Below are 25,831 nucleotides of genomic sequence, written 5' to 3' on the forward strand. Positions count from 1 at the left end.
CGCCCCGTGGGGCACCACCGCCGGACCCGTCGGAGGGCGTGCCGCACTGCAGGAAAGCACTCACGCGTCATTTGCCAACCAACCCATCCGCGCATCCATGCGAGCCGTTCGCGTTCCCGACCCCGGCGCCCCGTCCGCCATGACCATCGGCGAGGTGCCGACCCCGACGCCCGGGGCGGACGAGGTCCGTGTGCAGGTCCACGCCACGGCCCTCAACCGCGCCGATACGTTCCAGCGCCGCGGTCACTACGCCCCGCCGGAGGGGGCCTCTTCCATCATGGGCCTCGAAATGGCCGGCGTCGTTCAGGAGACCGGACCCGACGTGATCGACTGGCACGAAGGGGACCGCGTATTCAGCCTGCTGGCCGGGGGCGGATACGCCGAGCAGGTGGTCGTCCATAAGGACCTGCTGATGGCCGTCCCGCCGGGTCTCTCCATGCGGGCGGCGGCGGCAATTCCGGAGGTGTTCCTGACGGCGTACCAGGCCCTGCACTGGCTTGGGGGGCTGCAGCGCGACCACGACGTCCTCGTCCACGCCGGCGCCAGTGGCGTGGGGACCGCCGCCATCCAGCTCGTGCGGGAGGCCGGCGCGCGCCCCTACATCACGGCCTCGGCCCCGAAGCACGATCTTTGCCGCGATCTGGGGGCGGCGGCCACCATCGACTACGAGTCGGAGGACTTCGCCGCCCGGATCGACGATCTCACGGGCGGAGCGGGGGTGGACATCGTGCTCGACTTTATCGGCGCGCCGTACTTTCACCAGAACGTGGAGGCCCTGTCCGTGGACGGCCGCATCGTGCAACTCGCGACCCTCGGGGGGAGCACCGTCGAGGAGGTGAGCCTGCGTGCCCTGATGGCCAAACGCATTCAGCTCTTAACCTCGACGCTTCGCGACCGAAGCCTCGACTACAAGGTGCAGCTGACCCATGAGTTTGCGGGGGACATCGTGCCCACGTTCGTGGATGGGCAGCTCCGTCCCGTGATCGACTCGACCTACGACTGGACCGAGGTGGCCGACGCCCACCGGCGCATGGAAAACAACGCAAACGCCGGCAAGATCGTCCTCCAAGTGGTCTCGTAGACCGACACACGAACACCCCGAGTCCTCGACGGAGGACCCGGGGCGGAGAAGAGTACTGACCGAGCGCGTTGAAGCCTACGTCAGGCTCGCGTCGAGCGTGATCTCCGTGCCGGCGAGGGCCTTCGAGACCGGGCAGCCCTCCTTCGCCGCCGCGGCGTGCTCGTCGAACGTGTCCGCGTCGAGGCCCGGCACGGACGCCTCCGTCGTCAGGTGGATCTCGGTGATGGTCGGGTCCCCCTCGACCATCTGGAGCGTCACGTCCGCCGTGGTGTTGACCGATTCGGGGTCGTGCCCGGCCTCAGCCAGGACGTTGGAGAGGGCCATCGAGAAGCAGCCCGCATGGGCGGCGGCAATCAGCTCTTCGGGATTGGAGCCGTCTCCGTCCTCGAAGCGGGAGCGAAACGAGTAGGCGCCCTCGTAGGCCCCGCTTTCAAGCTGCATGGTGCCGCTGCCGTCGGGCAGGTTGCCGGTCCACGTTGCGTCCGCAGAACGAGTAGGCATAGATGGGTGTGTGGGTTGGTCGTTGGGGATGTCAGAGGTCACACACTGCAAATGCGTGCCCCCCTGTACGTTCCTCCCCGGCCCCGCTTTTCGGAAAGAACACACCAACACCAGCCCCGCCTCGGGGCTACGCCGCCTCGTCGCTGCCGTCGAGCTCGTCGAGGTGCACGTCCATCTGCGGGTAGGGGATGCCGATCTCGGCCTCGTCGAGCTTGTACTTGACCTGCCGGGTCAGCTCCTGCTTCAGGCGAAAGTAGTCGTCGGGCGTGGCCCACACGCGCACCTGCCAGTTGATAGACGAGCCCCCCAGGGCTGTGAGCGCGGCCTGTTCGCCCTTCTCTGTGACCCGGTCGTCAACGTTCCGGGCGGCCTCGAGTAGGACCTCCCGGGTGGCGTCGATGTCCGCCGGGTAGTCGGTGCCCACGTCGCAGTCCACCCGGACGACATCGTGGGCAAAAATATTGCGGATGGTGGAGCCAAAGATGTCGCCGTTGGGCACAATGATAAGCCGGTTGTCCCGGGTGGTCAGTCGCGTAAAGAAGAGGGAGATGTCGCGTACAAAGCCGGTTTCATCGGCAATCTCGACGTAGTCGTCCACCTTAAAGGGCCGGAAGATCAGCAGCATGATGCCGGCAGCAAAGTTGGCGAGGGTGCCCTGCAGGGCGAGGCCCACCGCGAAGCTGGCGGCGGCCAGAACGGCGACGAAGCTGGCCGTTTCGACGCCGACCGTTTCCAGACCGGCGAAGATCGCTAGCAGGAAGATGGCGTAGTACGCGAAGTTGCCGGCAAACTTCGTCAGGGTCGTATCGACCTTCGGCTTGTCGAGACCGCCCCGAATTACATCGCGAACCTTGGTCGCTACGTACCGTCCCACGACGAGAATGAGGACAAAGGCCACAATGCTCAGCACGTAGGAGCCGAGCATCTGAATCGTCTCGGCGTTCAAATAGTCCTGAGACTGAGAAAGGAGATCGTTCATGGTGGCGTTGGGGCGCGACGGCGAGTGTAAGTGAAAAGTGTCCTGAAGGTACTGGGAAACGGGGGGAAGTATCAATTCGTCCCGCGTCGCATCCGCCAGACGGGCAACGGCCCCCCACACCGGACCGACTGGAGGGAGGCGACGGACTGGCCCTGAATACGGGCGAGAAACCGGCGGAGGAGGGCGGCGTCGAGTTCGAACGGCGGCTCGGGCCGTGCAATGCCGACGACGGTTCCCGCCGGTCCCTGCTGCAGCCGGTACGTGAAGAGGTACTCGCCGTCGTCGGTGAGGCCGACATCGCTGCGCCCAAACCGGAGATCGTGAATTCGAAGCGCGCCGTCGCCCCGGCGGACGACGAAGTAGCCCCGAGAGAACCGGCGCAGGTCCCGCACGACGGGATTGCTCCACCGGTCGGCCAGAAGGTCGTGCTTCTTGGGAACGTACTGGAAGTTGACGGCCCGATCCGGGTCCAGCAGCGAGTAGTCCCCGACGTAGTAGCCGTCCTCGGTCTCCGCGACGCCCTGCCAAAGGAGGTTGTTGAACGGGGTGGGGGACGTGAAGAGGCGTTCGTAGTGGGGGGCCGTCTCCGAGAGGGCCTCGTCGAAGACCAGCCTGACGTATTCCTTGTTGACGACGGTGAAGACGAGGTACGCGGAGCTCAACGCGAGGCCCGCGTAGTTCGCCCAGCGCCGCGCCGATGCCGTGGCGTTCCATCGGAGGGACACGAGCAGCCCTGCGGCCAATGGGACGGTGTACAGCGGGTCGATGATAAAGACGGCCCCGTGGACGACAGGGTAGTTGCTGAAGGGCCAGAAGACCTGCGTGCCGTACGTTGTGAGGCAGTCCAGGCCCACGTGTGTTCCGAGCGTGAGGGCCACCAGCGCTCCCCATCGCCCCATGGAGACCGGGACGTCTCGGTGAAAGCGCCGCAGTCCGTACGCCGCACAGGCACTGACCAGGGCGACAAACACCAGGGAGTGTGTTACGCTCCGGTGCATGGTGAGGGCCTGGAGTTCGGTCAGAAACGGGTTGGCGAGCACGTCCAGGTCGGGCAGCAGCCCAAAGGCCGCGCCCCACAGCGGCGCTTTGAGGCCGGCCTCGCGGCCTGCCGTGGCCTCGCCCACCGCGGCGCCCAGTGTAATCTGTGTCACGGAGTCCATGAAGCAGGGAGCATTCGCTGTGGAAGAGGAACGTGAAAGAGGGCCCCCTGTACGGCGCTGTCCCCCTCCTGAGCCGTGCCTTGCCGCCGCCTTTGCCCACCCGTTACGAGGTCGCCATGCCCGACCGCTATCGTTGTCGCGTCGAAGATGCCGTTGTCCGTCCCGAGAAGCGCGAGGCGCTGGAGGGCCTCGTGCGGAAGCTGTTTGAGCGGCGGCACCACGGCCTCATCGGCGGACGGGAAAAAGACTGGCTGACCGTCGAACTCGTCCAGTCGCTGCGGGCGGAAAGCCAGGTGTATCAGGAGGCCCTGAGCACAAAGACCGACGGCCCCCTGCCGTTTGCCCTTGGCTACTTTCAGGTCCGCAGGGACCGGCTCACGCTGGTCAGCGACGAGGTCCCCGCCAATGTCTCCCCCGAAACGCTCGTGCGGTTCCTAAGCGAGTTTTTGCAAGTGGGGGCGACCTTCTGGTTCGCGGACGAGGAGGGGGAACAGGCGTGGACGATTCAGGGGGTTGGGGAGGTCGACCGGGGGGCCGGCACGCCCGGCGCCGCCCCGCGTCAGGTGCCCGAAGACGAATCGGCAGGTGCCAACAATTGAAGAAGGCGCGGCGCGGCGTCCTGCATCGACAGATTCTCAAGGTCGTTCCGGTCGTCCGGCAGGAGCGCAACGGTGCGGTACCGACCGCCCTGTTCGTTGCCCAGGTGCTCTCGCACCCGCACCCCCAGGCACGAGCCGTCGTGGGCGACCAGGCCGGTGACCGTGTTGGGCCGGTTCGGAAACGGGGTGCCGTCCGGAAGGGCCTCCTCGACGGCATGCAGGGCCGCCCGTGCGGCGTCGGGGGACGGCGCCTCCAGCCGCGTGAACAGGTCTACGGCAAGCTCGCGGTGAAAGTCGACCTCAACGCGACTCATGGTGGGGTTCATGGGCGTCCAGTCGAGGTCGATCGTCCCGCATCCCCCCGTCAGCTCCTCGACGGCGTCGAGGAGGGTAGGAAAGCGCTCCTCGAAGGCCCCCTTCAGCTCCGCGTACCCGCGCATCTCGCCGCGCATGTCCGGGCGCCGACTCATGCCCTCGGCCGCCTTCGTCGAGGCCTCCCGGAGCCACTGTCGGATCTCCTCGGTCTGCATGAGCCGCTCGTTGGCGGCCTGCACCGAGGTCGAGAGGAGGGGAGCAAGCAGAGACGTCCAGTCCTCTTTGGAGCGAGCGGGGGGCATCGTCAGGAGGGGGAAATGGCACGATCAACGACAGGCAGGGCACGAACACGGAGGAACAAAAGAGGCCCTTCTATGTCCAATGTAGGCCTCCCTTTTTCTAAATGTCACCGGATGCATATTGTGCCTGACCGACCCGCGACGTCGCGGCAGCCGAAGACGATGCCGCTCGACGAGCTTTCCGAGCACCTCCAGCTCTCGAAGCAGACCCTGGTCCGCTGGACCGATCGCCACCTGATCGACGCGGACCTCTACTGGTCCCTCTCCGACGCCAACGAGGAGATTCGGATGATCGACCTCACGGACGAGACCCTCGACTTCCTCGAGGACTTTGCTGCCGACTACCGAGAGGATGTCGTGAGCCGCACCGAGGCGCGGCGCATTCTCAAGCAGATTGACCGGAAGAAAATCAAAAAGCTGATTCGGGCCGGGGACGTCGAAGACGTGGAGGTCGATGAAGAGACGCGAGTCGTCGTGGGCAGCCTCGAAGACTACCTGATGAGGCGGGAGCGTGTGGAGGAAGAAGAGGACGACGAATGACGCTGCCGATTACGCCTCGCCGGAGAGCATCGCCTTGAGGGTCGGGCGCATCTCCTCGGTGGGGAAAATGCCGACGACCCGCTTGGTGACCTGTCCGTCCGGGGTTACCAGAATCGTGGTCGGAAGGCCGGGAATGGGGCCGAACGCCGCCTCGGCGGCGCCCGACTTGTCTATGACAATCGGGTAGCTGATCTCAAGCTTCTGCGCAAACGGCTTCACCACCTCGCGGCCCTTGCGGTCCAGTGCGACGCCGATGACCGTGAGGTTCTCAAAGTCTGTGTGCAGGCTCTTGAGGTCCGGAATCTCCTCCCGGCACGGCGCGCACCAGGTGGCCCAAAAATTGACGAGCAGCAGTTCGCCGTCCCGGGCTTCGAGGTCGATGGATGCCCCGTCGAGCGTTTCCAGTGTGAGTGCGGGCACCGGCTTGGGCCCCACGTCCCGCACCTTTCCGGGAATGGGGCCGCGCGACGCGGATGCGGACGGCGCGGCCTGGTCGCTCGTCTCGGCTGTATCGTCCCCCCCACATGCGGTCAGCAAAACGAGCAGTCCGACGGTGCAGGCGAGGGTCAAGAGGCGACGCATAAGGGGCGTTAGTTGGTGGAAGAAGGCGCAGACTGGACGGCCTCGCGGACGGCATCGGCCGTAACGTCGAAGTGAGACGCGTCAAAGACCGGGGCCTCATCGTCGAGGACGATGACCTGCGGCGTCTCGTGTCGGATGTCCAGGGCCTCCGCGATCTCGTCGGACAGGGCCCGACTCTCCTGCACGACGAGCCTGTAGACGGGCAGGGCACTGTCCTCGGCCAGGGGCTGCAGTTGCGTCTCGGCCTTGGCGCTCACCGGACAGGCCGAGCTGTGCTTGAACACGAGCACCGGCTGGGTTTTGGACGCGGATCGGGCCTCGGCCCAACTGGCGTCGGTGGAGAGGGGACGGAAGGAAGAATCGGACACTGCACGTGATGCGTCAATGGTACAAACGGCTCGTTCCATCTGTACCACGACGCGGGGACCGTGATACACGGGCGGGGGTGAACAATCGGTCAATACCGTTTGGTCGGGCCCGAGACGGTCGACTCGGTCGGGGCGGGCCCTGCATTCTCTTGCTCATTCAATGCATGCACGCTTATGGAAACGCCGGACACCGGGGCCAACGACGTGCGGTGGGCCCTCGACGACCTGTACGCCGACCCGGATGCCCTCGAAGAGGACCTTGCGTCACTGGAGGCCGACGCGACGGCCTTCGCCGAGCAGTACCGAGGACGGATTGGAGAGTTAGGACCCGAAGCCTTGTCTGAGGCCCTGGACACGCTTGGGGCCCTTCAGGACCGGCTCGGCCGGGCACACGCCTACGCGCACCTGTCCTGGACCGCCGACACCAACGACGCCGAGCGAGGGGCCCTCCGGCAGTCGGTGCAAGAGACGGTGGACCGCATCCAGCAACGTCTCGTCTTCTTCGACACCGAATGGGTGGCCCTCGACCCGGAGCGCGTGGAGGACCTCCTCGGCCACGAGGCCCTCGACGACTACCGCCACTACCTCGAGACCGAATATCAGCGCAAGGAGCATGTCCTGAGTGAAGCGGAGGAGAAGGTGCTCTCGGAAAAGAGCATTACCGGCAAGAACGCCTGGACGCGCTTCTTCGACGAGACCCTCGGCGCGGCGCGGTTCGAGCTCGACGGCGAGTCGCTTCCCCAGGAACAGACCCTCTCGAAACTCTACGACCCTGATCGCACCGTTCGGCGGGAGGCGGCGCACGCCTTCACGGACGGACTGAAAGACCACCTCCGCACCCTCACGTACGTCTTCAACACGCTCCTGGCGGACAAGGCCTCCACCGATCGGCTCCGCGAATACGACCACTGGCTCGAACAGCGAAACCTCGCGAACGAGGTGGACGACGAGACGGTCGATACGCTCATCGAGGCCGTCACCGGTCGATACGACCTGGTAGCGCGGTTCTACCGCCTCAAAAAGCAGCTCCTAGACGTCGACGAGCTCTACGACTACGACCGCTACGCGCCCATCCGCGAGGCGGACTCCACCTACGAGTGGGGCGATGCGCGGGCCCTCGTCCTGGAGGCGTACGGGGACTTCCACCCGACGATGGCACAGGTCGCCCGCCAGTTCTTCGAGGGCGACTGGATCGACGCTGCCCTCGTCCCGGGCAAGCGCAGCGGCGCCTTCAGCCACGGGACGGTGCCGAGCGCCCACCCCTACGTGCTCCTCAACTATACGGGCAAGCCCCGCGACGTGCAGACCCTCGCCCACGAGTTGGGCCACGGCGTGCACCAGTCCCTGGCCCGCGAGCAGTCCATTTTTCACCACGGCACCCCCCTTACGACTGCCGAGATGGCCTCCGTCTTTGGCGAGATGCTCGTCTTTCAGCGCCTGATGCGCAACGAGGAGGACCCGGCCAACCGACTCGCCCTCCTGGTTGCCAAGATCGACGACACGCTCGCGACGGTCTTTCGGCAGGTGGCCATGAATCGGTTTGAGCACCGGATCCACACGACCCGTCGGAATCAGGGGGAGCTTCAGGCCGACCAGTTCGCGGAGCACTGGATGGAGACGCAGCGAGCCATGTTCGAGGGAAGCGTGACCCTTGGCGAGCACTACCAACACTGGTGGAGCTACGTCCCGCACTTCCTGCACACGCCGGGCTACGTGTACGCCTACGCGTTCGGCGAACTGTTGGTGCTGGCCCTGTACGCCCGGTACGAGTCGTCCGACGGGGGCTTCGCCGATCGCTACCTGGATCTCCTCCGGGCGGGCGGGGCCGACTGGCCCCACGAGTTGGTGGGGCAAATGGGGGTGGACCTGGAAGACGAAGACTTCTGGACCGACGGGCTCTCGCATATCGAGGCCCTCATCGAGGAGGCGGAGGCGCTGGCGGACCAGACGGCGCTCGGCTCGGCCCGCGGGAACGGACGGGCGCGACCCTCCTCCTGAGTCATTCACCTCGTCACTGGTCTCCGTTTCCTTGTGTCCGATTCGCCACGCCCGAGCAGCCGGCCCGATTTCTGGGACGTCCGCTACGAGCAGGACCGACATCTCTTCGGGGCGTGGCCGAATGCCTTCGTGAAGGCAGCGGCCCACCGCCTGCCCCCCGAGAGCGCGGTTGTGGAGCTGGGGGCGGGGGAGGGGCGCACGGCGGCCTGGCTGGCCCGGGAGCACGGGCATCGCGTGACCGCCGTCGATTTTTCGGAGGCGGCCCTGAAAACGGCGCAGGAGCGGGCGGAGGCCGAGCACCTCCGGCTCGACACCGTTCGGGCCGACGTGCGCACCGGGCGGCCCGATCGGCAGTGGGACGCGGCCGTCGTCACGTTCCTGCAGTTGCTTCCCGACGAGCGTCTTCATTTGTGCCGCTTGCTGAAAACCAGTGTCCGTTCCGGCGGTTGGCTGCTTGCCGAGTGGCTTCGGCCGGCTCACCTGACGGGTCCCTACCACCGCATTCCCTACCACCGCATTCCCTACCACCGCATGGGGCCGAGCCGGGCGGACCGGATGGTACCAGGTGCGTCGGGCCTTCGCGGGCGAGCGCCTTGCGTCTGTGGAGGCCGTAGACGTGCACCTCCAGGAAGGCCCTCACCGCACTGGGGACGCCGCCGTCGTTCGGGGCGTTGTGCAGGCCGGAGGGGGCTGGAGGAAAAGCGGCCGTGGGGGACCGCCCCACGGCTGTCTTCCAAATGGCCGTGCCCGGTCGTCAAGGCTTCCCGTGTAGACATTGCCGGTGGCAGAAGATACATTTGCACCTACAAAACTGTGGGGCATACGTCCCCGGCATCCTTTCTCACTTAGACTCACTTCCTTAGACTCACTTCCCTCCCCATGCTCGAAATTAATGACCTGCTGGTCGCCCGCGACTTCTCGTCGGTCTCCAATCGGGCCGTCCGGTACGCCCTGGACGTGGCCGCGCGGACCGGCGCCACGCTTCATGTCCTGCACGCCGAGGTCCTCCACGAGGCCTCCACCCCGGACGCGGAGGGCGGCGGCCGCTCGCCAGGGCACGACATTCCCCGATTTCGGGACGAAGTGCGGCAGGAAAGCACCGTTTCGACGGACGCCCTCGACGCGGTGGCCATCAAGGAGATCGAGCGACGTGACGTGTCGGCCGGCCCCGCAATCCTGAGTTACGCGGCGGAGACGGGCGTGGATCTCATCGCCCTCGGGACCCATGGGCGCCGCGGCCCGAGTCGCATCCTACTGGGTAGTGTGGCCGAGGAGGTGGTGCGCCGGTCCGATCAACCGGTGTTGACGGTCCGTGGCGACGCCGAGGAGCAGACTGAAGTCCACCCCCGGATTGTCGATCGGATTCTGGTCCCCGTTGACTTTTCTGAACCGTCCCGCGAGGCCCTCCGCACCGCGAAGGAATGGGCGGCCCTTTACGACGCGTCGATCGACGTTCTGCACGTCGTGGCCGAGCGCATTCAGCCGGCTTTCTATACCGGCGGGGTGCAGTCCATTTACGACATGGAGCCGGACATTGAGCAGAAGATGATGGACCGCCTGGAGGCCTTCGTCGCCGACACCGGCGGGCCGGAGCGGGCAATCCGACCGCACGTCACGGTCGGGAACGCAGCGCCGGACATCGCGGAGTTTGTAGACGCTGAGTCGGTGGACCTCGTGGCCATGTCGACCCACGGCCGCACGGGGCTGGATCGCTTTCTGCTCGGAAGTGTGGCCGAGAAGATCATCCGACATGTGCACTGCCCGGTTCTGACAACGAAGCCGTTTGGCACGACCTTCGCCCCGTCGGCGGACGCGGCCGAATCGGATGCCGGTGCGTGATTCGACTTTGCGCTGCCCGTCGCACGGCCCCGACCGGGTGCCCATGTTGCACGTCGACCGCATTCTGTGTCCCACCGATGGGTCTGGGTGTGCGGGGCGGGCCCACCGCCACGCCCAGCACCTTGCCGCCCATCTCGATGCCGCCCTCCATGTGATCTCCGTCGAGGAGTGCGACGTGGATCCCGACGAGGGGATTGGGGTCGAGCCTGCGAGTCCCCGAGCGGACCTGCACGGACTAAAACCGGGGGCGGGGCCGGTGCCGGCCCCACGCGTTCGGGAGCGGACCGTCGCCCACCCGACCGCGGCGGGCGGCATTCTGAACTACGTCGTCCAGTACGACATGGATCTGGTCGTGATGGGCACCCACGGCCATCGAGGCGTCCGGCGCTTGCTCCTGGGAAGCGTGGCGGAGGAGGTGGTTCGCAAGGCCCCGTGCCCCGTGGTGACGGTGGGCCGGGGGGCGACTGCCCCCGAAGGCCTGGAAGGCAGCACCCTGTTGGTTCCGGTCGACGTTTCGGAGCACCGATTTCGGGTCATGGCCCACGCCCGGGCGATTGCCCTCGTGTACGGCATGGCCCTCAGGCTTTTCCACGTCGTGGAGGTGACGGGCCTGCCCGATGCCTACGGGGTATACGGCTCGCCGCCCGACCCGGGCGTCCTGTTTGACCGGGCCGAGACGGTGCTCGAGGGGGAGGCCGAGTCGCTCCGGACGACGAGACTTGAGGTCACGCTCGATGTGCGTGGGGGGCATCCGGCCGCCGAAATTCTGGACGCGGCGCGGGAGGGCGGGGCGGCCTTCATCACCCTCGGAACCCACGGTCGGACGGGGCTGGAGCATATGTTGACGGGCAGCGTGGCGGAAAAGGTGCTTCGGCAGGCCCCGTGTCCGGTCTGCGCCGTGAAGTCCTTCGGTCGGTCCCTGGTCGACGGCGACGACATCGCCGACGCGTAGCAGCCCCCCCAACGCAGTCTCCTTCCAACCGCCTTTCATGCCATGGCGCTTCCCCGTTCGCAGGACGGCCTCGTGCTGATGTGGAGTGGGGGCAAGGATGCAATGCTGGCCCTCGACGTGCTTCACAGCCAGTCGCCCCGGCGGGTGGGGGCGTTGCTCACAACGGTGACGGCGCACGAGGAGCGCGTCACGATGCACGGCACCCCACTGTCCCTCGTCGAACGACAGGCCGACGCGCTCAATCTTCCGCTCCATGTCATGCGGGTGCCGCCCCAGCCCCCGAATGAGGTGTACGAGGCGCGTCTGGAGGCGGCCCTGACGCCCCTCCTGGAGGACGGGTTCTCGACCGTCGTCGCGGGGGACCTGTTCCTCGATGATGTGCGCGCCTACCGCGAAGCGCTGATCGAGTCGGTGGGGGCCACGGCCCTGTTCCCGCTGTGGGGACGCGACACGACGTGGCTGGCCCAGCGCTTCTCGACGCGGGGCTACCGGGCCGTCGTGACCGCCGTCGACACCACCCAGCTCGATTCCTCCTTCGTGGGGCGGGCCTACGACGATTCGTTTTTGGAGGACCTGCCCGATGCGGTCGACCCCTGTGGCGAGAAGGGGGCCTTCCACACGTTCGTGAGCGACGGCCCGCCGTTTGCCGCGTCCGTGCCCGTGGCCGAGACCGGTCGAGACACCACGGGACGCATCCACACGGTCCGCCTTCGGGCGACCGGGGAGGAGGCGTAGGCGTAGCGTTTTCGCCCCGGGCCGGATTGGATCCGAGAATCGTGACGTGAGGGCCTGCTTCAACTCCCTGCAAACACAAAAACCCCTCCGCCCGGTGCTGCCGAACGGAGGGGAAGGGGGGCTTTGCAGGAGAACGGCTACTCCTCGTCGGAGGCTGTTGAGGGCTCCTCCCCGGATCCGTTCTCGTCGGTGGACGCGCCCTCGGCAACCTCCTCGGCGGAGACGCTGCTGGCCTCTCCGTTTGCGTCTGCCGGGGCCTCCTCCGTCGGGGCCTCGCCCTCCTCAACCTCGAAGGACAGCTCCTCCGATTCGCCGTCGTGCGTGATAAGGACCGTGTCGCCCTCCGTGATCTCGTCGTGGAGGATGTCTTCGGCCATCGGGTCCTGCACGTACTTCTGAAGGGCCCTGCGGAGCGGCCGGGCGCCGTACTTCTGGTCGAACCCGCGGTCCGTTAGGAATTCCTTGGCGGCCTCGTCAAACTCGAGGTCGAGGCCCAGCTCCTCGGCCCGCTCGAAGAGATCCTCCGACATGATGTCGATGATGTCGAAGATGTTCTCCTTGTTGAGCGGGTTGAAGACGATCACGTCGTCGAGCCGGTTCAGGAACTCCGGGTTGAAGACGTTCTTGAGGGCGTCCTGAACGGTGGACTTCATGGACGTGTAGTCCATGTCTTCCCCGTCCGTCTGGTCGAATCCAATCCCCTGGCCGAAGGACTTGATGTCCTGCGTGCCAATGTTAGAGGTCATGATGAGGATCGTATTGCGGAAGTCAACCTCCCGCCCCATGCCGTCGGTCAGGATCCCATCATCCAACACCTGCAGGAGGATGTTGGAGACATCCGGGTGGGCCTTCTCAATCTCATCGAGCAGGACGACGGAGTACGGCTTTCGGCGCACCTTCTCGGTCAGCTGGCCGCCCTCCTCGTGGCCCACGTATCCCGGCGGGGCCCCCACGAGTCGGCTGACGGAGAACTTCTCCATGTACTCGCTCATGTCGATTCGGATGAGCGACTCTTGAGAGTCGAAGAGGTACTCGGTGAGAACCTTGGCCAGCTCGGTCTTGCCGACGCCGGTGGGCCCGAGGAAAATGAAGGAGCCAATGGGCTTCTCCGGGTCCTTCAGGCCGGCACGGGTGCGACGGATGGCCTTCGACAGCTTCTCGATGGCTTCGTCCTGTCCCACCACGTGCTCCTTGAGCGACTCCTCCATCTTGAGGAGCTTCTGCTGCTCCGGCTCGCTGATCTTGTCAACCGGGATGCCCGTCATCATGGCCACCACTTCGGCGATCTCCTCCGAGGTGACGTCGTGGACCTCGGTCTCGGCCTGCTCGTGCCACTGCTGCTTGGCCTCCTCCAGCTCCTCCTGGAGCGTCTTCTCCTTGTCGCGGAGGCGGGCCGCCTCTTCGAACCGCTGGCTCTTGACGACCTGGTTTTTCTCCTCCTGGACGTCCTCGATCTGCTCCTCGAGCTCCAGAATTTCGGGCGGGACCTCGATGTTGGAGAGGTGAACCCGCGCGCCGGCCTCGTCCATCACGTCGATGGCCTTGTCCGGCAGGAAGCGATCGGTGATGTAGCGGTCGCTCAACTGGACCGCCAGGTCGATCGCCTCTTCGGAGAAGCGGACGTTATGGTGGTCCTCGTAGTAGGACTTGATGTTCGAGAGGATGTTGACCGTCTCCTCGGGCGTCGACGGGTCGACGATAATTTTCTGGAAGCGGCGGTCGAGTGCGCCGTCGCCCTCAATGTTTTGGCGGTACTCGTCCAGCGTGGTCGCCCCGATGCACTGCAGGTCGCCGCGGGCGAGCGCGGGCTTGAACATGTTCGACGCGTCCAGGCTGCCGGACGCCCCGCCGGCCCCGACGATGGTGTGGATTTCGTCGATGAAGAGGATGATGTCGTCGTTGTCCTCCAGCTCCTTCATCACGGCCTTCATCCGCTCCTCGAACTGGCCCCGGTACTTGGTGCCGGCCACAAGGGAGGCAAGGTCGAGCGTGACGATGCGCTTGTCGTAGAGCACGCGGCTGACCTTGCGATCCACGATCCGCGCGGCAAGCCCCTCCGCGATGGCGGTTTTCCCGACGCCCGGCTCCCCAATGAGAACCGGGTTGTTCTTCTTGCGTCGGCTCAGGATCTGGGCGACACGCTTGATCTCTTCCTCGCGCCCGATGATGGGATCGAGTTCGTCCTCCTCCGCTAGCTCCGTCAGGTCCCGGCCGAAGTTGTCCAGGACCGGCGTGTTGCTGTTCTCCGACTCGCTGCTCTCCTGCCCGTAGCCGGAGGAGAGACGGCCGCCGGATCCACCGCTGCCGCTGGAAGAGGAAGAAGCCTTGCCACTGATAATGGAGTCTAGCTCGTTTCTCACGGCGTCGTACGTTACTGAAAAGCCTTGTTGGAGAATTTGCGCGGCGATGTTCTCATCGTCCCGGAGCAGGCTCAGGAGGAGGTGCTCCGTCCCAATGACGTCGCTCTTGTAAAGCTTCGCCTCCAGGTACGTGATCTTGAGCACCTTCTCGGCCTGCTTGGTAAGGGGGATGTTCCCCACCGAGGTGGAGCTGCTGGTGCTTCGGACCGTGTCCTCCACGGCCTCCTTGAGCTCCAACAGATCGCACCCGAGGTTGCGGAGGATCTTCACCGCGATTCCGTCGCCCTCCCGGATGAGCCCGAGCAGGAGGTGCTCCGTACCGATGTAGTCGTGCCCGAGTCGGACCGCCTCTTCGCGGCTGTAGGAAATAACGTCCCGGACGCGATTCGAGAAATTGCCTTCCATACCAGATGGGTTGAACGATCAAAAGCGCCGCGTCGGCGCCCTACACGAACGGGGATGCAACGAGGAGACATCGAAGCGCCCGTCCCTCGAAGGACGACCCCATGCGTGAAGCACGTGGTGCAAGCAGTAACCAGGCATCTGCGCATTCTGTTCCCCTCCCCGATCCGCCTGCATATTGGGAGGCGAACTAGTGCAGGAGCGTTACAAGATTGACGAAGCGGTCGGGCACGATGGTGTGACGCCAGACGGGCGTTAGGGGCCGAGCCCGGGGATCGTCAAGGGGCAGTGCGCGAAGGAAGGCGGGGACTAGGCCGCAAAGCTGGCGCCGCAGCCGCACGTCTCGGTCGCGTTGGGGTTCTCGAAGGTAAAGCCCCGCGCGTCGAGCCCGTCGTGATAGTTGATGGTGGTCCCCATCAGGTAGAGCCCGTGTCGCTTGTCCATGTAGACGGTGATCCCGTCGAGATTAAACACCTTGTCCTTCTCGCGCTCCTTGTCGAACCCGAGCACGTAGCTCATCCCCGAACAGCCGCCGCCTTTCACGCCTACGCGGAGCCCATAGCCGTCCGGAATGTTCTTCTTGTTGATGATCTTTCGGATCTCGCGCGCCGCGTTCGGACTGATTTGGATTGGGGCGTCCTGGGAAGAGGTATCCGACGTCGGGGAGGCAATATCGGGCATAGAAGGAAAATACGGATGAGCCTTTCTGCAGACCTCTCGATTCGTGGTCATGCCTACCAAACAGGGCATTTCCCTGTTCCGGTGCCCACGGCCTCGCAGGCAGGCATCCCTGGAGAACCCGTCCCTTCACCGCGAAGGTGCCGGCCCCGAATTGGTGGATTCGAGAAATGTGTTTGGGACCGATGGACCCGTGGGCCATGCAGACAGTCCGTTGACGTGCTCCCGCTTCCCACAAGTTTCTCCGTGCCGTCGTGACTTCTATCAAACCGCCCGCGTCCGTTCCGCCTTCTGCAATCGCTGCTGTCCTGGGGGCTTTGCTCTTGCTGGGGGGGCTCGACACAAAAGCCCTGGGACAGTCCAGGGGGGCGTCCCACGACTCGTTGGCCCAGGTCCAGTCGGCGCAGTTCGGAGACGCCCGGCGCGCGCATCTGTGGCGGGTTGGGGCGTGGGGGGGCGTCAACGCGCTGGGGGGACTGGCGCTGGTCTGGGCGTCGTCCCGCTCGGCCCAGTCGACCCGATGGCACTTTGGGGCCATGTCGGCGGGGTGGGGGCTCGTGAACGCCGGCATTGCCGCCGGGGGGCTTCTGGCGTCCGGGCCCCCGCCGGCGGAGGCCGGCCCCTTGCTGGCGGCGGAGCGACAGTTTCACGACGTGCTGCTCCTCAACCTCGGGCTGAACGTTGCGTACTCGGCCGTCGGCGCCACCATGCTCGGGGCGAGCTACTACGGCATCGACACCGTCGGCCGGTGGCGCGGCTTCGGCACCTCCCTCATCCTGCAGGGGGCCGGGCTGCTCGTGCTGGACGGCATCGCGTTCTGGGCGTCGCGGGGCCGCCTGTCGTCGCTCCTCGACGCGGGCGTGCAGCTGTCCGTGCACCCCGCGCCGACGGGCCTGGCCCTCACGCTTCAGTTCTGAGGCCGGGCCGGCCCGACGCTCTCCTGAATGAGTTCGAAAATGCGCCGGTACTCGTCCGTCCAGCTCGACGGCTCCTCAAAGCCGTGCCCCTCCACTGGATAGATCGCCAGCTCCCAGTTCTCCTTGCCGAGCTCGATGAGGCGCTGGGTGAGCCGGAAGATGTCCTGCGGCTGCACGTTCGTATCGACGAGGCCGTGGGGCATGAGGAGCGGGTCCTCCAGCCCCTCCGCGTGGTAGATGGGGGAGGAGCGGGCGTAGGCGAGGGAGTCGGTTTGCGGGGTGTTCAGGATGTTGGACGTGTAGACGTCGTTGTAGTGGGCCCAATCGGTGACCGAGCGGAGCGCCGCCCCGCCACCGAAGTGCTCCGGTTCGGTGAAGAGGGCCATCAGGGTCATGAAGCCGCCGTACGAGCCGCCGTAGATGAACCGACGCTCGGCGGGAATGCCGTAGGTGTCCCCCACCCACTTGGCGGCGTCAACGTAGTCTTGCAGGTCGCGCCCCCCCATGTGGCGGTAGACGGCCGTGCGCCAGTCGCGCCCGTAGCCCGCCGACCCGCGGTAGTCCACGTCGACCACCGTGTAGCCGAGGTCCGTGAGCATGTTGTGGAACATGTACTCGCGGAAGTACGGCGGAAAGTCTTTGAGGACGTTTTGCAGATAGCCGGCGCCGTGGACGAAGAACACGGCCGCGCCGTTCGGATTGCCGGGCCGAAAGACGTGGGCGGGCACCTCCACCCCGTCCGAGGCCTCAAAGCGGGTGAGTTCCGGCATGCGCCAGTCGTAGGCGGCCCACTCGTCGGTGGGAGACGTGGTAATGCGGACCGGGTCCGCGTCCGCCGTGGCGTCTTTGAGGTAGAGGTCGGCGGGCTGGTTGGTGGTAGAGTAGAGCGTGGCGAGGCGCTCCCCATCGGGACTCAGGGCGGCGTCGTGGGTGCCCGCCATCTGGGTGAGGCGCGTGATGTCGCCACCGTCAGCGGGCATTCGCTCCACGTGCTGCTGGTGCGGCGAGTGCCGGTTGGTGGTCAGCGTCCACGTTGAGCCGTCCTGCGACAGCCGCGCGTCGAGCACCTCGAAGTCCCCGCTCGTGAGTTGGGTGGTCTCGCCGGTTTCGACATCGACGGTGTAGAGGTGGCTGTAGCCGGTGGCCTCGCTCTGGAAGTAAAAGTGCTCTCCGTCGGGCATCCACCCCACGTTCCCGGGCCCGCCGTATGCGCTGATGCCGGGCCCCCCAATCCAGGCCGTGTCGTGCTGCCGATCGAGCAGCGTAAGATCGCCCGTTTCGGGGTCAAGACGGGCGATCCACCGGTCCTTGTTGTTGTCCGCCCGCACCACAAGAACCCCGTGGTCCCCGTCCGTGCTCCAGTAGGGGCCGTAGCTGTAAAGGGCCCGCTTCGTCTCGCTGGAATCACGCTCTGCGCCCTGCTCCTGTCGGTATTCCGGCACGTCGTAGGCGCCGGGGAGCTGGTGCAGGTTGACCGCAATCGTGGTGTCCCGCTGCAGGTCCTGCACGTACAGCGCAAAGTCGCCGGGCGGGATGCCAACCTTGGGCCGGGCGCGCTGAACGTCGGCGTGGCCCGATTCCGTGACGTAATCGATGACCTGCGTGGGATCGGCGGCGTCCGGCTGGGACTGCTGCGCGATCGTGACGAACCGCTCGGTCGGGTCCATGCGAAGGGCACTCACCTCGGCGTCTCCGGTGTAGAAGGGGGGCGGCGGGTCGTCGGCCTCGCGGTCTCGCTCTCGCGCTTCGTCGGCCTGCTCTTCCTCCTCGTCTCGCGCGCGGAGGGTCTCGAAGAGCTCCAGTTGCTGTTCTTCGAGGAACCGCTCGCGGGGGGACGGCGCGTCTTCTTGCGGTTCGCGCCCGGACTGCACGTCGGTCAGTTGCCGAATCTGGCCGGTGCTGAGGTGGACAGAAAACAGGTTGTCGTCCCGCTCGAACAACACCCGGTCCTCCTCCAGGCCGAACCGCGGATTGCCTTCGCGGGCCGGGGTGTCGGTGAGCCGCGTCTGGGTGTCCGTTTCGCGGTTGTAGAGGTACAGGTCGCCGTCGGCGGCGTAAACCTTCCGGGAAAAGTCGTCGGTGTAGACGTGCTCGCCGTGGTGCCAGCCGTCGAACGTGGGGGGGTTGGACCGTCGCTCCGCCGGGGACACTTTTTGGGGGGCGCCGCCGCTGCGCGACACTTTGTAGAGCGAATCACTGGGAAAATCCCCGCCTGGGTTCCAGTTGAAATAGAGGGCCTGTCCATTTTCGTGCCAGCGGGCATTGGTCGGCCAGTCGCCGATCCACGTCTCGGGTGCCTGCATGATTTGCTCGACCGTGAGCGACGAGGTGCGCTCGGCGGGCTGTCCCTGCGCCGGGCGCAAGGGGAGAAGAAGAACGGAGAGCGCGAGGAGAAGAGAGGAAAAGCGAGTCATAATCGAAGTACGCTTGGAATCGAGGATGTCACCCCGTAGCATAACGGCTGACGGACCCAATGTCGATGGGGCTGTCCCGCGTAATGCTGTTATTGCACAGCCGGGCTTTTGAACGACTGTTCACCGCCTACAGGGGCTTCCTGTAGACGAGCGTGTACACGGCCCGACCGGGTCACTCGCAGTCGACACACTGTCATCCTCTCGCTGGGTCCTGGTGGACCCCGCTGTTGCGTTGATGTCTTTGATGGGGGCCGCATCACAGTACGGCCTAGACAACCGCATTGGGGGGATCGGTTCTCGCCCACCTGGTGATGAGGCGTCCCCGACGCGACGCTTCCTCCCGCGAATACGAACCCCTTTGCGTGTGCACCGTCCCAAAAAAGTGCGGACGTCTCCGTCCCCGGCAGGGACACACGCACAGCGCTCGGGGCGGGGGCACGTCCCCACTACGGCACAGCGGACGTATTCCCCGACGAACACGCCCACGCGTCAACCTGCTGCCGTGTGAGATGGAGCCGGGTGGCCTTTGTAACCACGGGCACCTGGCGTGCGTCGTAGGGCGGATGAACCCATTCCCAAACCGTTCGGCCGGTGGAATCGACCTCCACAACCCGCCCCGCCTGTGCCTCGGTCAGCAGCATGTTGCCATTCGGCACGCGTTGAAATTTGCCCCGAACATCCGTGTAGAAAGGGTCCGAGGCGGACGTGGGGAATCGGATTTCCATCGAGTCGGTGTGGGGCTGCATGGCCACGATTCGGCTTCCCCCGAGCATCGTCCCCCGTTCGGTAAAGTCTTCGTTGTTGTCGAAGACGCCAATCCAGCCGTCTCCGACGAAATCGGGATCGTGCTGTTGGATGAAGGGCGCTGAGGCATGCCACTTGGTCTCCTTCGTGTCGGGGTCGAGGACAAAGACGAGGTGCGGTTCCCGAAGCGAAACCAAGAGGTCGCCGGCGTCGAAGAGGGGGTATTCGTCAGCCATCCTGGGGGAGAGCGGCTCCACGTCGTTGAGGTGCAGCAGGTCTTTTGTCCCGGGGCCGTCCGTGCCGGCCTCCGGCTGGTTGACCTTGACTGCGTACCGCTCTAGGTCGTTCGCGTAGAGAACGTCGAGCACATTGATGCTTTGCAGCAGGTCTCCGTTTTCGCCCACATGCAGCAACCTCTCGATCCACACCGACTCGTCGAGTCCGGAATATCCGTCGGGGCGGGCCGCGCTCGTCTGGCGGGGCCGCCGGCTCGTTCCTGGAATCCAGAACGTACCGTCGTGTGTCTACGCAATCGAGTGGTGGTTTCCCTCCGCCAAGCGCCACTGAATTCGCCCGCACGCGTCCAGCCGCACGGTGCCGACACGGGAGAGATTGACGAGGAGATCTCCATTCGGGGCGACGTGAGACCCGTGCAGGGCCCGGACCTCGGGGTATGTCCAACGCAGGTCGAGGGAGTCGGGAAAGAGCGATGCCTTCTCGACGGACCAATGATGAACCACCTGCCCCGTGCGGTCCATGAGCCTCACGCCAGCCGACCATGTGTCCTTCGTCTGCCACGTAGACGTGATGGCCGTGAGGCCGGGCTGAATGCGGCTCGAATCTACGGTTCGGGCGCCAGAACGATCGTACACGCGATCAGCGAGGGGAGTGGGCTTTTCTGACCAGTATGTTTTCAGAATTGTGGCCTGGTCCGAGGCCTGCTCCAACACCTCGTTGGGAACCCACCGGTGCCACCGAGTCGCAAATCCGAGAAGAAATGCGATGAGGGCGACGGAAAAGACGAAGGAGAGCTTCGCAAAATGAGAAGATCGCATCTTGGGCCGAAAACAATTCTACGAACGGAGGGGCCGTGGCAGAAGGGGCCACGCCGGACCCCGAAAAGGGGATGAGGGGGCTTTTCGAGCCGCTCCTCCAGCCTGGTGGCTTCGGGAGAGGACGCCGGAGCGGGCAGACAAAACCAGGGAATGTACAGGGGGACGGCGGTTTGTCTACGGGCAAAAGGCAGTAGCGGGGCGTCTAACGGCTCGGGGCGGGGGGGGGGGGCGATTCGCGGGCGGGAAGGGAAGCGCGTCGCCTTCCGCATGATGTCGTCGGTATGATACAGTGTGTACCGGTATGCTGCAATTCTGTACCGAACCCATGGGGCGCACGGCCGTCGGGCAGGACGGCAGGCCCAACCAATCGTAGACCGGATCAACCGCAGACGGTGGCTGGTCGGGGGGGCACTCCACTCCTGCTGTCGAACCCATCAGTGTGCCATTTCAAGCCCCACCCAGAGAGAAAAGTCCCACACACGGACCGGAGGACAGCACAGAAAGTGCTGTTTGTGCCACTGCGCGCCGGTCGGGCGGTCGTCGATCCACGTCTGAGGCACTGGCCCGATGTGTTCGACCGTAAGCGACGCGGTGCGCTCGGCGGGCGGCCCCCCACCGCCGGTGGACGCGGGAAAGAAGACGAGCAAAGGTGGAACGCAGGACATGCGTTCACAAAGAAGTGGGCGGGCATATCGGCTCCCAAATCGGCGGGGCGGAATCCATCGTCAATCCTGCCGGCACGCACAATCCCCCCCACAAACCGAGTTGAAAAGTGCACGACTCATCCAAATCATGATGGGGGGATTCCTCCAGGAAGTGTGGACGGACCGGTCCCCATCCTGGACATTCACGGGCGTTCAGTGTTTAGATGATCGGCCGCTTCCGGAACCGACCGAAGGTACATGCCAGCTCCAGAATTTCGTGTGTGGGACGGAGACGAAATGATTTACGTCAACGACAGCGCCGTCTGGTCGCTCAAGATCGAGGACTCTTCGGATTGGACCCTTCACCGCAAGACCCGGCTCCACTGCCGGGCGTCTCCGGACACGAGCCTCATGCAACACATTGGACTGGCCGATGCCGAGGGGGCGCAGATCTTCGACGGCGACATCCTGCAGGATGAGCACGGGGCGGTCGCGATGGTCCGTTGGGCGTCGGACGCGGGGGGGTACGTCCTTCTACGAGAAAACGGCAAACCCGTCGGGCTCTCCGAAGACAACATTCAGAACGGGCCCTGGCGCGTTGCGGGCAATCTCCACGAAACCCCGAACAGGATCGACCCGGACCTGAGCCGACTTCTGAACCGGCTCCGAGAGTATACCGGCGAGGTGGAGTGTCCGATGTGTGGCGGGACCGAGTTTGAGGCGGGCGGCACCCCCGAAGACCGTCAGGGCCCCATCGCGGTCCACTGCGTGCGCTGTCACCACGTTATGTTGTTTCACGACGATGTCCTCCGGTAGGGCCCGCCCGTGGCGAGCGCGCCTGAGGATGCAAGCCCCGACGCACTTCGAGTCCGGACGAAGGGGGTCAGTAGGCAACCCGGTCCTCGTAGTCGAGCCAGGCCTCAAAGGGGCGATCGGCCTCCTCGGAGAGAGCCTGGTCCATCGGGATCTGTCGCTCGGTGGGCGGCATTGCCATCTCCTCGTAGATGTGGTGGTCGTCGAAGCCGGCCTTGGCGGCGTCTTCCTGGGTGGCGGCGTAGTAGACCCGGTCGAGCCGTGCCCAGTACGCGGCGCCCAGGCACATGGGACAGGGCTCACAGGTGGCGTACAGCGTACAGCCCGTCAGTTCAAAGTCGTCTAGCGCGTCGCAGGCCCGTCGGATGGCGGTGACCTCGGCGTGGGCCGTCGGGTCGTTGAGGGTCGTGACCACGTTTGTGCCCCGTCCGACGATTTCTCCGTCCCGGACGACGAGGGCCGCGAACGGACCGCCCTGTCCGGTGGTCACGTTTTGGATTGCCATCTCGATGGCCTCACGCAGAAATGAAGAGGGAGAAGGCATTGGGGGGGTGGACTCGATGGGGAGGACTCGAAAACGAAAGCCAGGGAGGAGAAACGGGTCGCCTGCCCAAATCGCCTCCATCATTCGGCTGCCGCGTCGCTTGGTTCCGGGGCGGAGTGGCGCGCGTTCGTGCGCCTGCTCCGAACCGCCGCTTGCATACCGCGCCGGGAAGCACTTTCTTGGCGGGTCCATCAGCGCACCGTATTTGGCGTTCCTGCCATGGACCGTGCCGCACCGCCGTCGCTTGCCGCCCGCGCCGACGACCTGCAGCAGAGTGCCATTCGTTCCGTGACCCGTCGTGTGGAGGAGGTGGACGGCATCAACCTGGGCCAAGGCGTCTGCGACCTGCCGACGCCGGAACCAATCAAGGCCCGGGCGCACCAGGCCATCCGGGACGACGCGTCGATTTATTCCCACTACGCCGGCATCGAGCCCCTCCGGCGCGCCATTCTCGAAAAGGAGCAGGCCCACAACGAGGTCCCCGCCACCTCCCCGGAGGACGTGGTGGTGGGTGTGGGGTCGACCGGCGTGTTTGTATCGGCGGCGTTCACGCTCCTGGAGGCCGGCGACGAGGTGGTGCTCTTCGAACCGTTTTACGGGTACCACCGCAATATTTTGGAGCTCACCGGGGCGACGATCCGGTACGTTCCGCTCGGCGGCCCCGAGGCGACCTTCGACCGGTCGGCGATGGAGGCGGTCCTCACCGACGACACCAAGGCCGTGGTGGTGAACACGCCGGCCAATCCCAGCGGCAAGGTGTGGACCCGCGAGGAGCTGTCCACCCTCGCCGGCCTGCTCCACGCCCACGACCTCGTGGCGATTACGGACGAGATCTACGAGTACATGCTCTACGACGGGGCGGAGCACGTCTCGCTCGCCAGCCTGCCGGGCGCCTACGAGCGCACGATCACCCTCTCGGGCTTCTCCAAGGCCTACAACGTGACGGGGTGGCGCCTGGGCTACGGCGTGGCCCCCGCGCCCATCGCCGAAAAGATCGGCCTGATGAACGACCTGCTCTACATCTGCGCCCCGCGCCCCCTCCAGCACGCGGCCCTGGCGGCCTTCGAGGACCTGGACAGCGACTACGTCGCGCAGCTGCAGGCGGACTACGCGGAGCGCCGCGAGCTCCTGTGTGAGACGCTGGAGGCCATCGGGTTCGACGTGCCGTGGCCGGACGGGGCCTACTACGTCCTCGCCCACTTTGGGGACCTCGCCGGCACGCAGGCGGGCTTTGCCGACGACGCGGCCGCCTGCGATACGCTCATCGAGGACGCCCACATCGGGAGTGTCACCGGGCGCTCGTTCTACCGGGACCCCGCGGACGGGCAGCATGAGCTTCGCCTCTGTTTCGCAAAGGAGATGCCCGTCCTGCGGCAGGCGTGCGACCAGCTCCGTGATGCCTTCGGGGGATGACGCGCCGTGCGCCCGTCCGCCGTCCGTCACGTCGTCACAGTCACGCCCCAGTCCCGGCGAGAGCGTCCCGCACGGGGGCCGGGCCGAGCACGTGCCGCGGTCCCTCACGGAGGAGCCGGCGGGCGTGCTCCAGGTCGTCGGGCGTGTTGCAGTGGAGGCGCAGATGGGCGGTCTGTGGGAGGCGGTGGGCCCGCACGGAGTGGGTCCGGGCCAGCCGGTCGAGGAACGCGCCCAGCATGTCGGGCGGCCCGCCGCCGTTGAGGTAAGCGGAAACGGCCTCTAGCCCCCCGGCACTCAGCAGGAGCCAGGAGGGGCAGATGCGGGTGGAGGCGGTGCCGGTCGGGTCGTCGTGCACCGCGGTCACCGTGGGGCCGTCGAGCTGGAGGACGCTACTCTGGGCGCGGCGCGCAGGGGCGGGCTCGTGGAGCGCAAGGACATCGTTCGTGGTACCCTCGTAGGCATTCAAGATCGGGGCGAGCGGGAACCGGTACAGGCTGTCGCCCCCGCTCACGAGTGCGCCGTCAGGCGGAACGCCAACCTCATCCAGCAGGAACTTCAGGTCGCCAACACTCCCGAGCTGGTCGGCGGGGGCCTCCACGCCATCGTCGTGGAGGTGCAGTTCAATCCCTTGGGTGCCCAGGTCCGCCCGGTGACTGGCCGCCCACTCCCGAAAAGCGGGGGCATCGTCATGGTTGACGGCAACGTGGATCTCGGTAAGGGCCGACCAGGCGGTGAGCGCGCCCAGAAGGTAGTCCAGAAGGGGGCGGCCCGCCACCGTGACCAGTGACTTCGGGGTCTCGGCGGTGACGGGGCGCATCCGGGTGCCGAAGCCCGCGCACAGGAGAAAGGCATGCATTGGGGAAGCGGATGGTGCGTCCGGGAGAGAAGGGGATTGGCTCACGCCTGGGCGGCAGCCAGGGCCTCGATGACCTCGTCGTGGACGGGCCCGTTGGTGGCGACGACGCCCGTGTTGGCCTCCAGCAGGCGGCCGTGGGTGAAGTCGAGAGGTGTGCCGTGCATGTCCGTCACGGTACCCCCGGCAGCCTCCACTGCGAGTGCCCCGGCCGCGTGGTCCCAGATGCGCTCGGTGTAGTCGGGGCTGTCCGGCCGCGGGAGGCGCAGGTAGATCTCCGCCTCGCCCCGCGCCACGATGGCGTACTTCGCCTGGCTGTCGATCCGGATGGAGTCGGCCGTGATGCCGAGGCGCTCCCCGGCCTGCGCGGCGAGGTCGTGGGAGCTGTGCGACGAAACGAACGATTCACAGAACCGGCTCTCCGACGGGTCGGTCGTGCCGCTGGTCTGGATTGGGGTGGGCACCGCGTCGGTGGCCGGCGTGAGCGGCTGTTGTACGGTCCCCTCGCCCCGAACGGCCAGGAACGCCTGGCCCCGTGATGTGGGCGGATCGGCGTCGAGCGAATTCGGAAGGTGGGGGCAGCACAGGGCTGCCACCTGGGGGCGGCCGTCCACGATCAGGGCGAGCGCGATCGCGTACTGGTCGCCCCGCACGAAGCCCTTGGTTCCGTCAATCGGATCGAGCGTCCAGAAGCGCTCGCTGTAGCCCTCGTCGGTGCCGTGGTCAATCCAGTCGAACACCAGGCCCGGATTGACGTCCGGGTGGTGGGCGCGCACCTCTTCCAGGAGGTGGGCCCGTACATCGGCGTTCGCGTCGGCCCGCAGGGCCGAGCTGTCTTCCTCGCCGATGACGGGGTCGTCCGGAAAGGCGTCCCGAAGCGCCTTGCAAATGACGGCCTGGCTGCCGAAGTCGGCCACGGTGACGGGCGTGCGGTCGTCCTTTTCCATCACGTCCCCGTCGAGGTCGGCCCGGACGGACTGGCACAATTCGGCGGCGGTCTGAACGGCACGGAAGGCGACGGTGCGTTCGCGGTCGTAGGCGGGCAT

Annotated in this window: 25 protein-coding genes; 11 read left to right on the forward strand and 14 right to left on the reverse strand. The window is 66.0% G+C overall.

Annotated features, from left to right (window positions below; genetic code table 11):
* Positions 1–97: 97 nt before the first annotated feature.
* A complete protein-coding gene (locus OJA40_RS14755; RefSeq protein WP_208427183.1) occupies positions 98–1,081 on the forward strand; it encodes an NAD(P)H-quinone oxidoreductase in 984 nt (327 codons plus the stop codon).
* Between the two features lie 75 nt (positions 1,082–1,156).
* On the opposite strand, the gene OJA40_RS14760 is transcribed toward OJA40_RS14755, so the two are convergent.
* The 3 genes from OJA40_RS14760 to OJA40_RS14770 all read right to left on the reverse strand — a co-directional run bounded on the left by OJA40_RS14760 (position 1,157) and on the right by OJA40_RS14770 (position 3,721).
* On the reverse strand, positions 1,157–1,582 hold the full coding sequence (locus OJA40_RS14760) for an OsmC family protein (RefSeq protein WP_208427184.1): 426 nt from the start codon (positions 1,580–1,582) through the stop codon (positions 1,157–1,159).
* Between the two features lie 127 nt (positions 1,583–1,709).
* Positions 1,710–2,561 (reverse strand): mechanosensitive ion channel family protein, encoded by an 852-nt coding sequence (locus OJA40_RS14765; RefSeq protein ID WP_237702024.1) that lies wholly within the window; start codon positions 2,559–2,561, stop codon positions 1,710–1,712.
* Positions 2,562–2,632: 71 nt separating this feature from the next.
* Positions 2,633–3,721, reverse strand: a complete 1,089-nt coding sequence (locus OJA40_RS14770; RefSeq protein WP_208427186.1) for a metal-dependent hydrolase — start codon at positions 3,719–3,721, stop codon at positions 2,633–2,635.
* A 116-nt stretch (positions 3,722–3,837) separates the two neighbouring features.
* Here OJA40_RS14770 and OJA40_RS14775 point away from each other — a divergent pair, with 116 nt between their 5' ends.
* Entirely contained in the window at positions 3,838–4,320 is a 483-nt protein-coding gene (locus tag OJA40_RS14775; protein ID WP_263810974.1) for a hypothetical protein, read from the forward strand.
* Here the strand turns inward: OJA40_RS14775 and OJA40_RS14780 are convergent.
* Positions 4,281–4,937 (reverse strand): hypothetical protein, encoded by a 657-nt coding sequence (locus OJA40_RS14780; RefSeq protein ID WP_208427188.1) that lies wholly within the window; start codon positions 4,935–4,937, stop codon positions 4,281–4,283. The two genes, OJA40_RS14775 and OJA40_RS14780, sit on opposite strands and share 40 nt — an antisense overlap.
* A 120-nt stretch (positions 4,938–5,057) precedes the next feature.
* Between OJA40_RS14780 and OJA40_RS14785 the strand changes: the two genes are divergently transcribed.
* Positions 5,058–5,474 (forward strand): hypothetical protein, encoded by a 417-nt coding sequence (locus OJA40_RS14785; RefSeq protein ID WP_146031930.1) that lies wholly within the window; start codon positions 5,058–5,060, stop codon positions 5,472–5,474.
* Positions 5,475–5,483: 9 nt separating this feature from the next.
* Here OJA40_RS14785 and OJA40_RS14790 read toward each other — a convergent pair whose 3' ends face one another.
* Positions 5,484–6,056, reverse strand: coding sequence for a TlpA family protein disulfide reductase (locus tag OJA40_RS14790; protein WP_208427190.1), 573 nt, complete (start codon positions 6,054–6,056; stop codon positions 5,484–5,486).
* A gap of 8 nt (positions 6,057–6,064) precedes the next feature.
* Positions 6,065–6,424, reverse strand: coding sequence for a bacillithiol system redox-active protein YtxJ (gene ytxJ / locus OJA40_RS14795; RefSeq protein ID WP_208427191.1), 360 nt, complete (start codon positions 6,422–6,424; stop codon positions 6,065–6,067).
* Between the two features lie 174 nt (positions 6,425–6,598).
* On the opposite strand from ytxJ, the gene OJA40_RS14800 reads away from it, so the two are divergent.
* The 5 genes from OJA40_RS14800 to OJA40_RS14820 all read left to right on the forward strand — a co-directional run bounded on the left by OJA40_RS14800 (position 6,599) and on the right by OJA40_RS14820 (position 11,948).
* A complete protein-coding gene (locus tag OJA40_RS14800) occupies positions 6,599–8,422 on the forward strand; it encodes a M3 family oligoendopeptidase (protein WP_208427192.1) in 1,824 nt (607 codons plus the stop codon).
* Positions 8,423–8,593: 171 nt separating this feature from the next.
* Positions 8,594–9,271, forward strand: a complete 678-nt coding sequence (locus OJA40_RS15525) for a class I SAM-dependent methyltransferase (RefSeq protein ID WP_341482960.1) — start codon at positions 8,594–8,596, stop codon at positions 9,269–9,271.
* Between the two features lie 30 nt (positions 9,272–9,301).
* Positions 9,302–10,261: a universal stress protein gene (locus tag OJA40_RS14810; protein WP_208427193.1), complete on the forward strand. Its 960-nt coding sequence runs from the start codon at positions 9,302–9,304 to the stop codon at positions 10,259–10,261.
* 43 nt (positions 10,262–10,304) lie between these two features.
* Positions 10,305–11,213 (forward strand): universal stress protein, encoded by a 909-nt coding sequence (locus tag OJA40_RS14815; protein WP_263810978.1) that lies wholly within the window; start codon positions 10,305–10,307, stop codon positions 11,211–11,213.
* A 42-nt stretch (positions 11,214–11,255) separates the two neighbouring features.
* The gene (locus tag OJA40_RS14820; protein WP_208427195.1) at positions 11,256–11,948 is read left to right on the forward strand and encodes an adenine nucleotide alpha hydrolase; all 693 of its coding nucleotides are present in this window, start codon (positions 11,256–11,258) and stop codon (positions 11,946–11,948) included.
* 137 nt (positions 11,949–12,085) lie between these two features.
* On the opposite strand, the gene OJA40_RS14825 is transcribed toward OJA40_RS14820, so the two are convergent.
* Complete coding sequence (locus OJA40_RS14825) at positions 12,086–14,713, reverse strand: ATP-dependent Clp protease ATP-binding subunit (RefSeq protein ID WP_263792738.1); 2,628 nt, start codon at positions 14,711–14,713, stop codon at positions 12,086–12,088.
* A gap of 306 nt (positions 14,714–15,019) precedes the next feature.
* Entirely contained in the window at positions 15,020–15,391 is a 372-nt protein-coding gene (locus OJA40_RS14830) for a HesB/IscA family protein (RefSeq protein ID WP_208427197.1), read from the reverse strand.
* Positions 15,392–15,642: 251 nt separating this feature from the next.
* Here OJA40_RS14830 and OJA40_RS14835 point away from each other — a divergent pair, with 251 nt between their 5' ends.
* Positions 15,643–16,305, forward strand: coding sequence for a DUF6992 family protein (locus OJA40_RS14835; RefSeq protein WP_263810979.1), 663 nt, complete (start codon positions 15,643–15,645; stop codon positions 16,303–16,305).
* Here the strand turns inward: OJA40_RS14835 and OJA40_RS14840 are convergent.
* From OJA40_RS14840 to OJA40_RS14850, 3 genes are all read right to left on the reverse strand, one after another.
* Positions 16,296–18,719: a prolyl oligopeptidase family serine peptidase gene (locus OJA40_RS14840; RefSeq protein WP_263810980.1), complete on the reverse strand. Its 2,424-nt coding sequence runs from the start codon at positions 18,717–18,719 to the stop codon at positions 16,296–16,298. The two genes, OJA40_RS14835 and OJA40_RS14840, sit on opposite strands and share 10 nt — an antisense overlap.
* Before the next feature lie 446 nt (positions 18,720–19,165).
* The gene (locus OJA40_RS14845; protein ID WP_263810981.1) at positions 19,166–19,867 is read right to left on the reverse strand and encodes an arylsulfotransferase family protein; all 702 of its coding nucleotides are present in this window, start codon (positions 19,865–19,867) and stop codon (positions 19,166–19,168) included.
* 120 nt (positions 19,868–19,987) lie between these two features.
* On the reverse strand, positions 19,988–20,518 hold the full coding sequence (locus OJA40_RS14850; protein ID WP_263810982.1) for a hypothetical protein: 531 nt from the start codon (positions 20,516–20,518) through the stop codon (positions 19,988–19,990).
* 902 nt (positions 20,519–21,420) lie between these two features.
* Here OJA40_RS14850 and OJA40_RS14855 point away from each other — a divergent pair.
* Positions 21,421–21,978, forward strand: a complete 558-nt coding sequence (locus OJA40_RS14855) for a YopX family protein (RefSeq protein ID WP_208426739.1) — start codon at positions 21,421–21,423, stop codon at positions 21,976–21,978.
* A gap of 67 nt (positions 21,979–22,045) precedes the next feature.
* Here the strand turns inward: OJA40_RS14855 and OJA40_RS14860 are convergent, their stop codons facing one another.
* Positions 22,046–22,519 carry a nucleoside deaminase gene (locus OJA40_RS14860; RefSeq protein WP_208426738.1) on the reverse strand — a complete coding sequence of 158 codons (474 nt, stop codon included), beginning with the start codon at positions 22,517–22,519 and terminating at the stop codon, positions 22,046–22,048.
* A gap of 219 nt (positions 22,520–22,738) precedes the next feature.
* Between OJA40_RS14860 and OJA40_RS14865 the strand changes: the two genes are divergently transcribed.
* Positions 22,739–23,932, forward strand: a complete 1,194-nt coding sequence (locus OJA40_RS14865) for a pyridoxal phosphate-dependent aminotransferase (RefSeq protein WP_208426737.1) — start codon at positions 22,739–22,741, stop codon at positions 23,930–23,932.
* Between the two features lie 40 nt (positions 23,933–23,972).
* Here OJA40_RS14865 and OJA40_RS14870 read toward each other — a convergent pair whose 3' ends face one another.
* Together OJA40_RS14870 and OJA40_RS14875 are read right to left on the reverse strand one after the other, a co-directional pair.
* Positions 23,973–24,788: a nucleotidyltransferase family protein gene (locus OJA40_RS14870; RefSeq protein WP_208426736.1), complete on the reverse strand. Its 816-nt coding sequence runs from the start codon at positions 24,786–24,788 to the stop codon at positions 23,973–23,975.
* 41 nt (positions 24,789–24,829) lie between these two features.
* Positions 24,830–25,831 (reverse strand): 3'(2'),5'-bisphosphate nucleotidase, encoded by a 1,002-nt coding sequence (locus OJA40_RS14875; RefSeq protein WP_208426735.1) that lies wholly within the window; start codon positions 25,829–25,831, stop codon positions 24,830–24,832.

Source organism: Salinibacter pepae (assembly GCF_947077775.1).
Taxonomy (GTDB): Bacteria; Bacteroidota; Rhodothermia; order Rhodothermales; family Salinibacteraceae; genus Salinibacter; species Salinibacter pepae.

Excerpts from the sequence above, each read along its gene's own strand:
- OJA40_RS14850 (WP_263810982.1), bottom strand. The coding sequence starts at position 20,518 with ATGCGATCTTCTCATTTTGCGAAGCTCTCCTTCGTCTTTTCCGTCGCC.
- OJA40_RS14860 (WP_208426738.1), bottom strand. The coding sequence starts at position 22,519 with ATGCCTTCTCCCTCTTCATTTCTGCGTGAGGCCATCGAGATGGCAATC.
- OJA40_RS14870 (WP_208426736.1), bottom strand. The coding sequence starts at position 24,788 with ATGCATGCCTTTCTCCTGTGCGCGGGCTTCGGCACCCGGATGCGCCCC.
- OJA40_RS14815 (WP_263810978.1), top strand. The coding sequence starts at position 10,305 with ATGTTGCACGTCGACCGCATTCTGTGTCCCACCGATGGGTCTGGGTGT.
- OJA40_RS14780 (WP_208427188.1), bottom strand. The coding sequence starts at position 4,937 with ATGCCCCCCGCTCGCTCCAAAGAGGACTGGACGTCTCTGCTTGCTCCC.
- OJA40_RS14765 (WP_237702024.1), bottom strand. The coding sequence starts at position 2,561 with ATGAACGATCTCCTTTCTCAGTCTCAGGACTATTTGAACGCCGAGACG.
- OJA40_RS14875 (WP_208426735.1), bottom strand. The coding sequence starts at position 25,831 with ATGCCCGCCTACGACCGCGAACGCACCGTCGCCTTCCGTGCCGTTCAG.
- OJA40_RS14755 (WP_208427183.1), top strand. The coding sequence starts at position 98 with ATGCGAGCCGTTCGCGTTCCCGACCCCGGCGCCCCGTCCGCCATGACC.
- OJA40_RS14790 (WP_208427190.1), bottom strand. The coding sequence starts at position 6,056 with ATGCGTCGCCTCTTGACCCTCGCCTGCACCGTCGGACTGCTCGTTTTG.
- OJA40_RS14830 (WP_208427197.1), bottom strand. The coding sequence starts at position 15,391 with ATGCCCGATATTGCCTCCCCGACGTCGGATACCTCTTCCCAGGACGCC.
- OJA40_RS14855 (WP_208426739.1), top strand. The coding sequence starts at position 21,421 with ATGCCAGCTCCAGAATTTCGTGTGTGGGACGGAGACGAAATGATTTAC.
- OJA40_RS14810 (WP_208427193.1), top strand. The coding sequence starts at position 9,302 with ATGCTCGAAATTAATGACCTGCTGGTCGCCCGCGACTTCTCGTCGGTC.
- OJA40_RS14775 (WP_263810974.1), top strand. The coding sequence starts at position 3,838 with ATGCCCGACCGCTATCGTTGTCGCGTCGAAGATGCCGTTGTCCGTCCC.
- OJA40_RS14760 (WP_208427184.1), bottom strand. The coding sequence starts at position 1,582 with ATGCCTACTCGTTCTGCGGACGCAACGTGGACCGGCAACCTGCCCGAC.
- OJA40_RS14865 (WP_208426737.1), top strand. The coding sequence starts at position 22,739 with ATGGACCGTGCCGCACCGCCGTCGCTTGCCGCCCGCGCCGACGACCTG.
- OJA40_RS14840 (WP_263810980.1), bottom strand. The coding sequence starts at position 18,719 with ATGACTCGCTTTTCCTCTCTTCTCCTCGCGCTCTCCGTTCTTCTTCTC.
- OJA40_RS14770 (WP_208427186.1), bottom strand. The coding sequence starts at position 3,721 with ATGGACTCCGTGACACAGATTACACTGGGCGCCGCGGTGGGCGAGGCC.
- OJA40_RS14825 (WP_263792738.1), bottom strand. The coding sequence starts at position 14,713 with ATGGAAGGCAATTTCTCGAATCGCGTCCGGGACGTTATTTCCTACAGC.
- OJA40_RS14820 (WP_208427195.1), top strand. The coding sequence starts at position 11,256 with ATGGCGCTTCCCCGTTCGCAGGACGGCCTCGTGCTGATGTGGAGTGGG.
- OJA40_RS14800 (WP_208427192.1), top strand. The coding sequence starts at position 6,599 with ATGGAAACGCCGGACACCGGGGCCAACGACGTGCGGTGGGCCCTCGAC.